Origin of the sequence: Heyndrickxia sp. MSNUG, from assembly GCF_049532715.1 — a bacterium.
GTDB lineage: Bacteria > Bacillota > Bacilli > Bacillales > Cytobacillaceae > Mesobacillus.
Window position 1 is genome coordinate 2568511 of sequence record NZ_CP150978.1, and the last position, 14679, is coordinate 2583189.

Below are 14679 nucleotides of genomic sequence, written 5' to 3' on the forward strand. Positions count from 1 at the left end.
GGAATCCTATTCCAGAAGGATTCCGGTATTTCTAATATGCTTCTTCAGGGATTGGTATTAGACTGCTTATACTAGGTATTTTTCGTTTTTCAATATTAATTTCTTCGGATGAATAAATCATTACTACCATTTTTCCGCGGTAGGACTTTGCTCGTATCAAAATAGGCTGATTGTATCTGTTTTTAAAAGTGAAGTCGGGACCATACCAGCTAACGGTTGCATCACGTCCTGGCGGGACATATGGTACTTGTTTAGAATGCGAATAGCGCTCAAGAATTTTCATGCCAGATCGATCAGCTGCATTATACAGGGTTGAAGAAACTTGACAAATGCCTCCGCCGATTCCTTCAGAAAGTTCTCCCCTGACGATGATGGGTGCAGGCTGATACCCCCTTGATGCTGTCCTTTTGCCTACCACTTTATTAAAAGAAAATGTTTCTCCTGGAAAGACAACATGGTTGTTTATTGCTTCAGAAGCTAAAGCAATATTATGAGACCGCTCGATATTTCCGCTATTAAAGTAAGTTATGTAATGCCCAATAAGTCTAGTACGGATATTCGCGATTATTTCACTGTCAACTTTCGGATGAACCGGTAGTGTCGGGACAAGAATCTTTGATGAGTGGGTATCGAAAAAACTGTAAGTGAATTGTTCTTTAAACTTTCTTTGATTTAGCATATATCCGACCTCTTCAGGAATGATTCTTCCGTAATCGTCCAAACCAGCATTTACGGGCTGCTTCGTGACTTGTCTGGCAAGCTGATTATTTAATGTTTCAAGCATTGTGTCATTTAATATAGGATATCCAAACCAAGGTATGGAGAAATCAGAACGGTGAACTTCAGCTACAGGTTCCCCGTCCCAGTAAATAGAGATTTTATCATCATTTTCAATGTTACTAGTGCTAAACAACAAGCCAAATATCAGTAAAAATTTCAACTTTTTCACCTCCCAATTTATTATGCATTAGCTGATTGTTTTTAATGTGTTTAAATTCTTGTGGGTTTTTATGGAAAGGGGGAAGGAGATAAAAATGGTTTGGCGAAAGTAAAATTAAAGTTTATTTTGAAAGAACAATGAATGGATAATTAACGATGAGGATCACATTGTCTTTACTTTCAAATGAAGATTCAAGGAACCTATTTGAATTCGAAAAGAAAAATAAGGATTACTTTGAAAAAATGGTACCTCCAAGACCAGATTCTTACTTTGAATTTGAAAGCTTTAATACCATTCTTGAAGGTTTATTGAAGGAACAGGCTGAAAATAAATCACTGTTTTATTTAATAAAAAATGAAGCTGGCAACATTGTCGGCAGAATGAATTTAGTCGATATTGACTGGCATTTAAAAAGTGGGGAGGCTGGATATCGTATCGGGGAACACTCCGCAGGAAAGGGGGCAGCCTGCAAGGCCCTAAACTTGATGGTGGAAGAAGCAAAATTATTAGGAATAAAGGAAATCAAAGCAAGGACAACACTTAATAATATTGCCTCTCAGAGAGTATTGGAGAAATGCCATTTTCACAAGCTTTTTGTTGATGCGAATAAATTTATTCATTATAAACTTAATTTAAAAGAGAACTTTTCTAAGAAAAGTTCCATTTAAGAAAGATCTCTTTTCTGCACTCCAGCAAAACGGAGTATTCAGACTGTAGATAATCTCTAAAAGCACTGTGTCTACATTAAGTTAGTCTGTATTTTGATAAGGGCTTTCACGACCATGTAGAGCGACAATATTCCGTTGAATGGTCATTATAAGGGCTCTTTTGACCATCCAGAGGGATAATATCTCGTTGAATGATCTTTGTAAAGTCTCTCATGACCATAAAGTGGGACAATATCTCATTGGAAGGTCTTTACATAGAAGCTCATGACTTCTCATGCGGTAAATCATTCAACGAATGCTCATAAGTACTGTACTTTTGTCGACAAACAAACTTAGCACTCCAGCCTGCTGGAGTGCTGTTTTCTTGCAGTTAAAAGATATAGATGGCTTACATTTCTGACCGTAAATCCTTATAGGCTTCACCCCAATATGAACCCTGCTTTAAATATATAAATCCCAATCAAAATATCTTAATTTTTCTTAAGAAATTATTAAGAAAATACCTTCTTTCTTTTTGGAAGAGGTTGGCATATAATTAAACTGTATTAACAATAATAGTACACTTAGTACAGATTGGGGGTCATTATGTTTGAGCTTGACCTGAGAAGCCGAAAGCCGATATACGAGCAGCTTGTTGACAAAATGAAAGAGCTGATCATAAATGAAGTGCTCAAACCTGATGAACAATTGCCATCCGTCCGCCAGCTGGCTCAACAGCTGACGATTAATCCGAATACAATACAAAAAGCATACAGGGAACTGGAGCTACAAGGGTTTATTTATTCACAAAAGGGCAAGGGGAGCTTTGTGAATCCGATAGACCTGGGAAGGGACGCCGATAAAATTATGCAAGTAAAGCTGGAACTTGAAAAGCTGTTGCTGGAAGCCCTATACCTTGGGGTCCCTGCAGATGAGCTTCATACTTTAATTAACGAATTAGACGCTTCAAAAGGGGGAGGCGAGTAAATGATCCAAATGATAAATGTTCATAAAACATTTGAAAAACATACGGCTGTTAAAGATGTAAATTTGACGGTTGAAAAAGGTTCGATTTATGGGTTGATTGGTTCCAATGGGGCAGGGAAGACGACCATTATCAAATTGCTCGCTGGGATTTATAAACAGGATTGCGGAGAGGTAATCCTTGATGGAAAAGAAATTTATGAAAATGAAGCATTGAAGGAAAAAATAGTATATATCTCCGACCAGCCATACTTTTTTCCGCAATATACGGTCAAACAAATGGCACAGTTTTATAAAAGCATTTACCCATCCTGGAATGAAACTCGATTTCAAAAATTAGCAGAAGTGTTCGAGTTTAGCATGACTAAAAAAATCCAGACTTTTTCTAAAGGGATACAGCGTCAGGCTTCATTTTGGCTTGCATTATCGACCATGCCAGAAATTTTGATCCTGGATGAACCTATGGATGGACTTGATCCAGTCGCAAGGAAAAAAGTGAAGAACCTGCTGATCCAGGATGTAGCTGACAGGGAAATGACCATTCTGATCTCATCTCATAATTTGAGGGAAATTGAAGATATTTGTGATCATATTGGGATTTTACATAACGGCACGCTCTTGCTTGAAAAGGATCTTGATGATCTTAAATCGGACATTCACAAGGTTCAAATAGCATATAAAGGGGAAACTCCTGTGCAGATTCTCGAAGAGTTAAGGATGCTGCATTGCGATAAAAGGGGGAGCGTTACTCTATGCATCATAAGAGGGCAGGAAAAAGACATTGAAACAGTCATCCGTAAAACACAGCCAGTCATCTTCGATATGCTCCCATTGACATTAGAGGAAATATTCATATATGAAATGGGGGACATTGGTTATGCCATCAAGAACATCGTTGTTTAATAAAGAGATGAATCTTCAAGTAAGCAGAAGTGTAGGCTGGATATCCGTAATCTATTTTCTCGGCCTGTTTTTTGCCTTACCCCTCAAAATCATGATGGAATACACCGGTGATCATCAACGATATTTATCTCCGGTAAGAAGCTTGTTCAATTTTGAATTCGGCATTCAATTAATTATGTTTCTATCAGTTCCAGTGATCCTTGCCGTATTTCTTTACAGGTTTTTACATGTTAAGCAAGCAGCTGATTTAATGCACAGCCTGCCAATAAAACGAGAGAAAATTTATCACTTCTATACATTGATGGGATTTGCCTTTTTAATCGCTCCCGTTTTACTGATTGCATTTTTGACGTTAATTGTACACAGTCTGTATGATCTGAATATTTATTTCCAGCTTTCAGATATATTCGCATGGGCGGGAACTGTCATTCTCTTTAATAGCATTTTCTATATGGCTGGCGTTTTCGTAGCGATGGTAACAGGAATTTCTGCAGTCCAAGGTGTCTTAAGTTATATTTTGCTTCTTTTCCCTGCAGGATTTTCACTCTTAGTAGTCTATAACCTGGGAATGATGCTTTACGGCTTTCCAAGTGATTACATCCAGACGAGAAATATCGAAAACTTCACACCCATCACACATCTGGTAAGGATGGAATCACATAACCTTTCTGTAAAAGCAATATTGCTTTATACGGTCATTTTAATAGTTTTATATATACTATCCTTATTCATCTATAAAAAAAGGAAAATTGAATCCGCTTCTGAAGCAATCTCCTTTAAAAGTTTAAAGGTAATCTTTAAATATGGAGTTGCGTTTTGTTCTATGCTCCTTGGCGGAATGTATTTCGAAGCGATGCAAAATCAATTGAGCTGGATGTTGTTCGGATATGCTTTAGGCGGCACGATTGGATACTTCGCTGCTGAAATGGTCCTGCAGAAATCGTGGAGGGTTTTTGGGAGCATTCGCGGTCTTGCCATTTTCGCAGCTGTCATGGTGGCTTTCGTCCTGGTCATCCAATCTCTTGCACCATATGAGAAACGCATTCCAGCCTTAAATGAAATTCAAAATGTTACACTTTCTAACGCTGTTTATTACTACTCAGACGAGGAATTTGTCCCTAAACCCTTACATCAGAAATTAAACATACAGGCCGTCAGGGATCTTCATGCTGAAATTGTAAAAAATGAAAAGGTTAACGAAGCTGATATGAAATCAAGCGAGGTTGTTCTGTTTAAGTATAAACTGAAAAATGGAAGCAGGGTTTTACGTCAATACAGCATCGACAGGCTGGATTACGAAGCCGAGCTAAGGAAAATCAATGAATCCCTTGAATATAAACACGCAACAGACCCAATTTTCAAGGTGCATAGTAATGAAGTCAAATCAATCAGAATCATAGAAAACAGTCAAGATAACAGTTTAAATATAACAGATCCAAATGATTTGACAGAAGCTCTTGAAATCCTGAAAAAGGAAGTCGAAAACGATCCTTATGAACCTGATTATTACACGCGCGGGAATCGATCATCTATAGAAATAAAAATTGGCTTCAATGATTATATTCACACAGATTTAAAACAATCCTATTCTAGTTTTATTGACTGGCTTAAGAAAAAAGACATGCTTGACCAGGCTTTGGTCACTGCAGATGATCTTGAATATATCGTTGTCACCAATGAGGTCATCCAGCAAGAGGAGCTCAAGGAATACCCAGAGCCGGAAATTTTAGAAAAAATCATATCCAATAATCATTCATTTAAAATAACTGAACACAATCAGCTTCAGTCTGCTATTGAGAATGCGGGCTACGGATGGTTCAATGAAGAACCATATACTGCAGTCTTTGTATACAAGAACGGGAATTATAAAGAAATTCGCAGTTTTAGTAAAAAATATGTTCCTGACTTTATAAGGGAGCACTTTAAGTAGCACGGTAAGGGGGATAAAAATGGCTTACATTGACTTTGACGAGCTGTATAGAAAACATGAGAAAAAGCTGCGTCATATCGCTTTCAGCATAACAAAAGACAGTCACCTGGCTGAGGACGTGGTGCAGGAGACCTTTATAAAAGCTTTTAAAAAAATGGAAACGATTGTTGAAACAGATAAAATTAGCGCCTGGCTTGCTGCAATTGCCGGTCGTACAGCCATTGATTTTTTGCGGGCTGAAAAGAGAAGAAAATGGCTGCCTTCTGACCAATCATTAATGGAGCAAATTTTTAGCGACCAGGATATCAACCCATCCATCGAAAAAGAAGTTGAAATCATCCTTTTCAAAGAGGATATTCAGCATTTGCTCTACAAGTTAACGAATGAATATCAAGAAGTACTTGTCCTGAGAGTTCAATATGGCTTAAAAGAGGAAGAGATCGCTTCCCAATTGAACTTAAAATCCGGGACAGTAAAGACTAGGCTTCATCGTGCCAGAAAACAGCTGAGAAAAGTCATGACAGAAAAATATCCTGCCTAACATCTTTAGGCGATTTCTAAAGAGATCGCCTATTTTTTTTCGGATATTAACTGGGAATTTTTTATAAATATTCAATTTATTAGCATGAAAAGGGGTGCCATATGATTTCGATCAAAAATTTAAGTCACGACTTTGAAATTGGGAAGAGAGGAAACAAGACAATCATACCTGTACTAAGAAATGTTACCTTCGACGTAGGGAAAGGTGAAATCGTTACGCTCGTTGGCCGCAGCGGCTCTGGAAAGTCCACGTTGCTTAATTTGGTCAGCGGTTTTATTAGGGCAAAAGAAGGAGAAATCATCATTGATGGAATGGCAGCATCCTCAATGAATGAATCAAAATTCGCCGACTTCAGAATTGAGAAACTTGGCTTCATTTTTCAAAGCTTTCAGCTCATTCCCAGCATGACGGCTTACCAAAATATAGAATTGCCTCTTGTTTTAAAAGGGATAAATGAAATTGAGCGAAAGAGTCGGACCGACGACATGCTGAAAATGGTTGGATTATCAGATTACAAGGATCATTACCCAGGAGAACTATCAGGTGGTCAACAACAGAGGGTGAGCATTGCGCGGGCACTGGTCGTAAATCCGCCAATCATTTTGGCAGATGAACCTACTGGAAGCCTTGATTCAGAGACAGAAGAGGATTTACTGGAATTCATCATCAAACTGAACGAGGATTTGGGCATCACTTTTTTAATCATCACTCATGATGAAAAGGTCGCCAGGATTGGGCATCGCACCATCGAACTAAGAGATGGACGTGTTTTAGAGGAGGCAATGGCATGAAGCTGAAGGATCAATTTCAATTCGTACAGCAAAATATGAAAAAGAACAAGACTCGGCTTTTTATGACGATCCTGGCTACTGCCATGAGTGTTACTTTCTTAATTGTGCTTGCATCCGTCGGATTCGGATTACATAAATCGATTGTGAAGGAAACGATGGAACGCAGAATCGTTACCGAAATAGAAGTGCATGGAAAACAGGAAGAAAGCGGGGAATATCGTCAGCTGACGAACAAAGATGTAAATGCCTTTGAGAAAATTGAAGATGTTAAGGCAGTTATCAGGCAAAAGAGGTTAGCTCAGACTCCGATGTACGAGATCGGACAGCATCAAACTTCTGCAGAAACCGTCGTAGCACATATGCCCTCGGAAACAAAAGCTGGGCTTGAGCTTTCAGAGGGCAAGCTGCCAGTGGCTGAAAATGAAGTAATTGTTGGATATCATTTTGTTCAGAGTCTAGTTCCTAAAGATGCAGATCCAGAAAATCTTTATGATGAAAAAGGAGAAGTGAAAAATGAATCCCGTTATAAAGAAAGTCTTGTAGGAAAAGAGATTACCTTGAATGTTGTAAAACTTGAGGGAGATAATGAAGTACAGAAACAACTGAAGGTTATTGTAACAGGGATTCGTAAAAAGCCAACAAAGGAATGGATGTACGATAATAGTGTTTTCGTATCAGAAGGAATCCTGACACAAATTGAAAATTTCACCGGCACACCTCGTGGAATGATGAAAGATCCAAATAACCCCGATATGAAAATCCCTGAAATTAAGAATGATCAGTATGATTTGGTCAAAGTGTATGCAAAAGATCTTGAGTCTGTTAAAGGAATTTCTGATACATTAGAGGGCGACAATTATGGAGTTTACTCCGTTGTAAATGAATTGAAAGAAGTAAATATCATGTTCACGATTGTCAAGACAGGACTTATTTTCATCGGCACAATAGCTGTCCTGATCGCTTCCATTGGCATATATAACACAATGACTATGGCTGTTACTGAAAGGGCTCCCGACATTGGAATCATGAAAGCTATTGGGGCAAACCCAAAAACAATTAAGAAAATATTCTTGCTCGAAAGCAGCTATATCGGCTTAGCAGGTGCAGCGATTGGTACAGTGGTTGCCTATATCATTAGTTTTGTTGTCAATTTCGCACTACCAATGATTATTGAACAGGCATTCGGTGAGAAGCCGCCAGAGGGGCTAATGTTCAGTTATATTCCTTTATCACTTCCTATCATAAGTTTTATCATATGCTATATAGTGACCATACTTTCCGGATTACGTCCAGCACAGCGTGCAACAAAAGTAGATGTATTACAAGCTATGAGAAGAGAACTTTAACTAATAAGAACCAGCAAAAGCTGGTTCTTATTTTATTTTCCTATAAAGTAAAATTTTATTTAAATTTATTTACTTAATTGCTAAAATCAAATAAGCTCTCAATCTATAATTTTATAAAAATTGAACGAAAATCAGATTAGTACGTCTTATATTTAACAGCATTTTTAATGGAGGTAAGTGAATGGCAGGTAATATGATAGAACTTGATTCTGTATCAAAAAAATTCGCAGAACAAACAGTCCTTAAAGATGTAACCATGAAGGTTAGAGAAGGTGAAATTGTCGGGTTATTAGGTACTAATGGATCTGGAAAAACCACAATGATCCGGTTGATGAATGGAGTCATCACGCCTACAAGCGGCCGTCTTTCTGTTTGCCGCATGGATCCTCAAATAAATGGTGATGAAATTCGAAAGATCAGCGGAATCCTCACGGAAAACGCCGGCTTATATCATGAAATGTCTGGTATTGACAACCTGACATTCTTTGCTAAGCTTTATGGTCATTATGATAAAAAACAAATTGAAAACCTGCTGGAGGAGTTCGAGCTTACCGATCATCAGCATAAAATGGTTGGTACTTACAGTACAGGGATGAAGCGAAGACTTGGCATTATAAAGGCTATTTTGCATCATCCTAAAATTCTGTTTCTTGATGAGCCAACAAATGGATTAGACCCGGAAGGAATTAAGCTGGTCCTGCAATTTATAAAAGAGCTGAACGAGAAGCAAGGGACGACGATCTTTCTTTGTTCGCATATTTTGCATCAGCTTGAAAACGTGTGCCAGCAATATTTATTCTTGAATGAAGGGCAAATCATTGAGTCAGGGAGTTTACTTGATTTACAAACAAGGCATGTAAGTCAGATCCTTTTAAAAGTTGTAACAAATCTACATCCTGTTGAAAATCAATATGGCGGTCATCCTTTCACAAAGGTGGGCGTGAATACCCTTCAATTCATCTTACCATCGAAGGAATCGATTTCTCCTCTGCTGGAAAAGATCATTCGAAATGCATGGGTGCACCATGTAGAAATAGAAAATAATGATCTGGAATCGATATACTTCAAGATTCGAGGTGAAAAAAATGAATAAACGCTTGATTTGGCTTATTGCTTCAAAAGATATTAAAGCAATTACAAGCTCAGTTCAGGTCTGGCTGGGGTTAATTTTACTTCCTGTTATCTTTTCAGTCATCCTTCCATTAGCATTTATTTTAGCTATTAAATATCTTCCTCTTACATCACCTGAGTTCACTGATTTGGTCGATAATATACTGAAAGGCCTCCAGGAAACGAAAGCGGGAGAATTCATCAGCAGCCTGCCTAGCATGAAGCACCAAATCATCTTTGTGGTCATCAATTATATGTTCGGCTCCATCTTTTTGCTGATCCCAACTCTAAATGCAATGATGATTGCCTTGCATAGCTTTGTCGGTGAAAAGGAAAGAAGATCGATGGAAACCCTGTTATTTTCACCGATCACGGTAAAGGATTTATTTTTAGGGAAAGTATTATCGGCATTTATCCCTGCCATTGGAATAACTTTAATAAGCTTCGTTTTATTTGGAATGATCACGATTAGTCTTACTTACAATATGTTTGGCTTTCTTATTTTCCCGAACACAAACTGGCTTATTCTGATTCTATGTGTAGTACCTATGATTACAATCATGACGATTCTAGTGAATGTGTTTGTATCTGCAAGAGCGAAGGGCTTTCAGGAAGCCCAGCAGATGGGCGGACTTTTGATCCTTCCGATCATGGGCCTATTTGTTGGTCAGGCAACAGGGTTTTTAGTCATGAATCCGGTGGTTCTGTCATTAATTGGATTTATTCTTTTAATTATCAATCTTGTGCTTTTAAAATTAATGACTAAGTACAACGATCGCAATAGGTTATTCGAGCAGCAGATTTAAATGAATACTGTGCATGAATAGGTTGGCATCCATTTGAAAATCCTAATCCTATCTATGATTTTCAGGGGGATGGGCTATGTCTGTTATTGTCATTCAAACATTTGAAATCAAGCAGGAAAATTTTCCTGCTGCAATTAAAAATTTACGGATGATTCAAAGCTTCCGAAATGAACAGTATGATCATCGGATTGAATTGTTATCGCCGATTTCAGGTGAAGATCATACATATGCACTAATCTCAACTTATGAAGGATTAGCGGAAATGGAATTGCAAAATAAAAAGATGTTTGAGGATGAAGAATATAAAAAGTTGATTGGCGAATTCTTCCTGGAAAATATCGTACAGGGAAGCATGTACACTCAAATGTACAGAACCATGACGGGCCTTAAAAATGATTCTGAATCCGAAAAAAGCAAAAAATAAATTTTTCAAAGCCGATTCGTACGAATCGGCTTTTTTTCATTAGCCCATAATCGTTAATTTGTACATAAATAAACTTCATTACTCGAATGATAATATGTGTTGAAGGAGGTAATGGGCTTGGATTTCTTTTTTCCATCAAGCAACTCTTGCAAAGGGTCTGCTCCTAAAGAAGGGGATTTAAAATGGTGGCAGCTTTCATTGATTGGAGTTGGATGTACGATAGGTACGGGTTTTTTCTGGGATCCGCCATTGGTATCAAAATAACTGGACCATCTATCGTTATTTCATTTATTTTGGCAGCAATCGGAACTTATATTGTTTACAATTTATTAGCTAAAATGACTGCTGAGGACCCGCAAGAAGGTTCTTTTTGCTATTATGCCAATAAAGCTTACGGAAAATGGGCTGGCTTCAGCTGTGGATGGAATTATTGGAGCTCAAATATCCTTATTATGGGCAGCCAATTAACAGCACTTTCGATATTGGCTCAATTTTGGTTTCCTAAAGTGCCTTTATGGATATTTGCGTCGGGATTTGCAATATTGTCCATAGGAGTGGTGCTAACCGGAAATAAAGGCTTTGATAAGGTGGAAGATTTTCTTGCTATTGTTAAAACAGCAGCTATCATCATGTTTATTATCATTGCCATTGCTGCGCTAATGGGCTGGTTCAATTTAGAATCGAAAGAACCGGTCATTCCAAAATCAACTCACAAATTATTTATTGATGGCTATAAAGGGTTTTGGTCCTCATTGATTTATGCATTCTACGCGTACGGAGGAATAGAAGTAATTGGACTAATGGCGACAAGACTTAAAAAGAAGGAGGATGCGCCAAAAGCAGGGATCATCATGCTTATTTTATTAATGATCATATATGTTCTTGCTCTTGGACTTGCGGTGATCATGGCTTCACATGGTGCATTCAATGAAAAAGAAAGCCCCTTTGTTACAGCCCTTGACCAATATCACCTTAGCTTCTTCCCACATGTTTTTAATGCAGCCATTATCATTGCAGGTTTTTCAACAATGACTGCTTCTTTATTCGGAGTGACCACATTATTGGTAACCCTTGCGAAAGACGGAGATGCACCAAATGTTTTTTCAAAAAAATCGAAAGGTGGAAGCAATTGCCTTTGCCTTCACTATTGCTTGCGATTGTTGGATTAATCGCGTCCATAGTAACAGCCCTGCTGCTGCCAGGGAAAATTTATGAATATATAACCACTGCAGCAGGAATCTTGATTTTATACAATTGGGCATTTATTATTCTTTCCGCTCTTAAAATATTGGAAATGAAAGTATGGGGAAAATTCACTTCTTTCTTAGGCATTGTATTAATTCTTGCAGCTGTAAGTGGAACACTGATGGAAAAAAGCATCCGGATGGGTTTCTTTGTCAGTTTATTTGTGGTCGTTGTGATCGGTATAATTTCAATTGTTTTACAAAAAAAGATATGGACAAAAGAAAGTTAAGCATCTTATATAGCTATGTCGCAAGTATCTTACAAAAGGGGAGGGAAAGGGAGTATTATCCATAAGGTACAATACAAGGATCCCCGGTAATAATTGACCTCGTATAAAAGCAACAAAAAGGACCATCTTATCTGATGGCCCTTCTTTCGCTATTCTTTTAAATAAACTGTATTGGATTTCTCTGCGACTTTCAGTTCATAAAGTTCAAAAACAATTCCATAAATGAATGAGGTTAAAAACATCGATCCAAACATGTCGAGGATATAATGCTGTTTTACAAAAAGAGTTGAAATAATAATCAAGGAACCAATCACAGGTACAAAAACAGAGTGAAACAGATGCTTATTCCGAATGTTAATATTGCCAAGAAGGATAGCGAATGTCGTTAAAACATGGATGCTTGGAAATGCATTATAAGGCTGGTCATGACTATAAATCATTCGAACAAGATTCGTTAAAATGCCATCCCCGGACACATCCGGACGAGGAACTGTTGTTTGAAAATAAAAGTAAATCACAAAACAAACTAATTCACCGATAACAATTACACTCAATGTCTTGAGATAAACACTGATATCTTTATACCAAAAATAAATCAGGTAGCCCAAAATAAAAGCGTACCAAATAATATAAGGCAGTATGAACACAGGTATAAAAGGAATCATAGTATCTATGTGTGTAGAAAGGATGACAGGATCACGAGGATTTGCATTTAAAAGTTTATATATGAATCCTAATGCTGGCATCACCAGCAAAAATAATAAATATGGAGTATCCTTCATTTTTGCTCTCATAAAATTTCCCCTTTAACTTAATTGGTCATGGTCTATAAATACCACAAACTATCAATCTTAATCCAAAAGAAGATATATAACACTTTTCTGTAATATTAAATGTGAGCGATTATGCTATAACACCTATATAGACGACAAAAGATACACTTTAGTTCCATTTTCCCAAAAAATAAAGCCTTTCTCAAAAAGAGAAAGGCTTTATTTAAGTGTCCCAGAGAGGATTCGAACCTCCGACCTACAGTTTAGGAAACTGTTGCTCTATCCTACTGAGCTACTGAGACAAGATATAATTTTGACGACTCAATTATTATATGATGAAATGAATAATATTTCAAGATGATTTTTAATGGAAAATAAAAAAAACATTCAAGAAGAGCTCATTTCTCCTTCTTGAATGTTTTTAAAATTAAGCTCAGTTATACAAGGCTGTTGATTTTCGTACCAGGCGCTTCGCTTTCCGCGGGGCTGGCGCTGAGCCTCCTCGTCGCTTCGCTCCTGCGGGGTCTCACCTGTCCAGCTACGCCCGCAGGACATTGAATAGCTTTCTCGAGCCTGCCCACGCACGATGGAAATGCGTTAGCATTTTCGGAGGAGTCTTCGCGCCTTCCACTACAATCAACAGGTTATAAAAAACATCAATGGGCTTTAACAGAGCCTGAAATTAATGTTGTTTCCTATGGAAAAGTCCCATTACCTCTAAAGTTTCAGTAATGTTCACAAAAGCTTCTGGGTCGATTTCTTCAATCAGTGTTTTGACTTCGGTAAGCTCATATCTGGAGATCACTGTAATGATTACATTACTTTTTTCGTTTGAGTAACCGCCAACTGAGTCAATGACTGTTACACCTCGATAAACATTCTTTAACAAATGCTGTTTAACTTCTTCACCTTTTTTGGTAATGATCATTAGGGTGAGTTTAACATGATGGGTATGAACTTTGTCTATAACTTTACCAAGAACAAAAATGGAAACTAGTGTATTTAATGCTGCGTCCCAGCTAAATAAAAATCCTGATAACAATATTACGATCGAATTCATTGCGAATAACAAGGTTCCCATAGGGAAATCTTTTCGTCTTGTCAAAAGCATTCCGACAATATCGAAACCGCCAGATGATCCCGATGAACGGAAGATAATCCCTATTCCTAATCCAGCAATTGCGCCGCCAAATATAGAAGATAGTATTGAGTTTTCTGCCAGAGCAACAACCGGAATAAAATAAAGGGTTATTGAAATGGTCAAAACGGATAGTATTGTATAGAAAATAAATTTACGACCTAATTTAAAATAACCAAGTATCAGTAATGGAAAATTCAAGAGAAAATTAAATATTCCTGTGTTAATGGAGGTGAGCATAGATAAAATGATTGAAAGGCCGCTTATCCCGCTGCTCATAATACCATGAGGAATAAGAAACAGATTAAATGCGAATGACACGATTGAAGATCCTATTATGATTCCTGCTGTTTTCACAAGTGCACCCTCCAAAAAACATGTTCGTTAGGAATATTATATAGATGAAAAAATAGAAGTGCATTTAAAAGTTTATTTTAAATTCATGAACAATTTTGATTTAGCAAGCATGATTACAACAGATAATTTATGTTTACCAATGTTCTTGGCAAAAATGTAATCCCTTTTCATAACAAAGAGAATACAAGGGAAAATTATATAATACTTGGAGGTGATGAAAAATTGGATCAAGATTCAATCCGGGACCTGGTAACTGTAGTGGATGAAAATGGAATCCAAAGGCAATATGAAGTAGAAGCACTATTTGAAATGAAAGACGACTCCTTTGCATTGCTCCGAGATCGAGAGGGCACTGTTCTGATGAAGGTGGAAGAAAAGGGAGGCGAGCAGTATTTAGTCGGTTTGAATAACGATATAGAAAAAACCAATTTGCTTGATGCCTATCAAATTGCTGTGGATGCTGCGCCAGCAGAAGAATAAATTCATCGGTCGTCCATAAAGGGCGACTTTTTCTT

Annotated in this window: 14 protein-coding genes, 1 tRNA gene and 1 pseudogene; 12 read left to right on the top strand and 4 right to left on the bottom strand. The window is 37.5% G+C overall.

Annotated elements, in window-relative coordinates:
* Positions 1 to 31 precede the first annotated feature (31 nt).
* Complete coding sequence (locus AABM38_RS12840) at positions 32 to 940, bottom strand: VanW family protein (protein ID WP_423406787.1); 909 nt, start codon at positions 938 to 940, stop codon at positions 32 to 34.
* A 167-nt stretch (positions 941 to 1107) separates the two neighbouring features.
* Between AABM38_RS12840 and AABM38_RS12845 the strand changes: the two genes are divergently transcribed.
* The 11 genes and pseudogenes from AABM38_RS12845 to AABM38_RS12895 all read left to right on the top strand — a co-directional run bounded on the left by AABM38_RS12845 (position 1108) and on the right by AABM38_RS12895 (position 11896).
* Entirely contained in the window at positions 1108 to 1608 is a 501-nt protein-coding gene (locus AABM38_RS12845; RefSeq protein WP_423406788.1) for a GNAT family N-acetyltransferase, read from the top strand.
* A gap of 585 nt (positions 1609 to 2193) precedes the next feature.
* Positions 2194 to 2574, top strand: a complete 381-nt coding sequence (locus tag AABM38_RS12850) for a GntR family transcriptional regulator (protein ID WP_423406789.1) — start codon at positions 2194 to 2196, stop codon at positions 2572 to 2574.
* Positions 2575 to 3474 (top strand): ABC transporter ATP-binding protein, encoded by a 900-nt coding sequence (locus tag AABM38_RS12855; protein ID WP_423406790.1) that lies wholly within the window; start codon positions 2575 to 2577, stop codon positions 3472 to 3474.
* The gene (locus AABM38_RS12860) at positions 3449 to 5404 is read left to right on the top strand and encodes a DUF6449 domain-containing protein (protein ID WP_423406791.1); all 1956 of its coding nucleotides are present in this window, start codon (positions 3449 to 3451) and stop codon (positions 5402 to 5404) included. Before AABM38_RS12855 ends, AABM38_RS12860 begins: the two co-directional genes overlap by 26 nt.
* Before the next feature lie 19 nt (positions 5405 to 5423).
* Entirely contained in the window at positions 5424 to 5945 is a 522-nt protein-coding gene (locus AABM38_RS12865) for an RNA polymerase sigma factor (RefSeq protein ID WP_423406792.1), read from the top strand.
* A 101-nt stretch (positions 5946 to 6046) separates the two neighbouring features.
* Entirely contained in the window at positions 6047 to 6736 is a 690-nt protein-coding gene (locus tag AABM38_RS12870; protein ID WP_423406793.1) for an ABC transporter ATP-binding protein, read from the top strand.
* Positions 6733 to 8082, top strand: coding sequence for an ABC transporter permease (locus AABM38_RS12875; RefSeq protein ID WP_423406794.1), 1350 nt, complete (start codon positions 6733 to 6735; stop codon positions 8080 to 8082). The genes AABM38_RS12870 and AABM38_RS12875 overlap by 4 nt, the downstream gene beginning before the upstream one ends.
* Before the next feature lie 181 nt (positions 8083 to 8263).
* A complete protein-coding gene (locus AABM38_RS12880; protein WP_423406795.1) occupies positions 8264 to 9175 on the top strand; it encodes an ABC transporter ATP-binding protein in 912 nt (303 codons plus the stop codon).
* Positions 9168 to 9998, top strand: coding sequence for an ABC transporter permease subunit (locus tag AABM38_RS12885; protein ID WP_423406796.1), 831 nt, complete (start codon positions 9168 to 9170; stop codon positions 9996 to 9998). The genes AABM38_RS12880 and AABM38_RS12885 overlap by 8 nt, the downstream gene beginning before the upstream one ends.
* 76 nt (positions 9999 to 10074) lie before the next feature.
* A complete protein-coding gene (locus tag AABM38_RS12890; RefSeq protein ID WP_423406797.1) occupies positions 10075 to 10422 on the top strand; it encodes a hypothetical protein in 348 nt (115 codons plus the stop codon).
* A 111-nt stretch (positions 10423 to 10533) separates the two neighbouring features.
* Positions 10534 to 11896, top strand: a pseudogene (locus AABM38_RS12895) (amino acid permease).
* Positions 11897 to 12045: 149 nt separating this feature from the next.
* On the opposite strand, the gene AABM38_RS12900 reads toward AABM38_RS12895, so the two are convergent.
* From AABM38_RS12900 to AABM38_RS12910, 3 genes are all read right to left on the bottom strand, one after another.
* Positions 12046 to 12690 carry a phosphatase PAP2 family protein gene (locus AABM38_RS12900; RefSeq protein ID WP_423406798.1) on the bottom strand — a complete coding sequence of 215 codons (645 nt, stop codon included), beginning with the start codon at positions 12688 to 12690 and terminating at the stop codon, positions 12046 to 12048.
* 207 nt (positions 12691 to 12897) lie between these two features.
* A tRNA-Arg gene (locus tag AABM38_RS12905) sits at positions 12898 to 12971 on the bottom strand.
* A 380-nt stretch (positions 12972 to 13351) separates the two neighbouring features.
* Positions 13352 to 14164: a YitT family protein gene (locus AABM38_RS12910; protein ID WP_423406799.1), complete on the bottom strand. Its 813-nt coding sequence runs from the start codon at positions 14162 to 14164 to the stop codon at positions 13352 to 13354.
* Between the two features lie 222 nt (positions 14165 to 14386).
* Between AABM38_RS12910 and AABM38_RS12915 the strand changes: the two genes are divergently transcribed.
* Positions 14387 to 14644, top strand: a complete 258-nt coding sequence (locus AABM38_RS12915) for a DUF1292 domain-containing protein (protein ID WP_423406800.1) — start codon at positions 14387 to 14389, stop codon at positions 14642 to 14644.
* Positions 14645 to 14679: the final 35 nt, after the last annotated feature.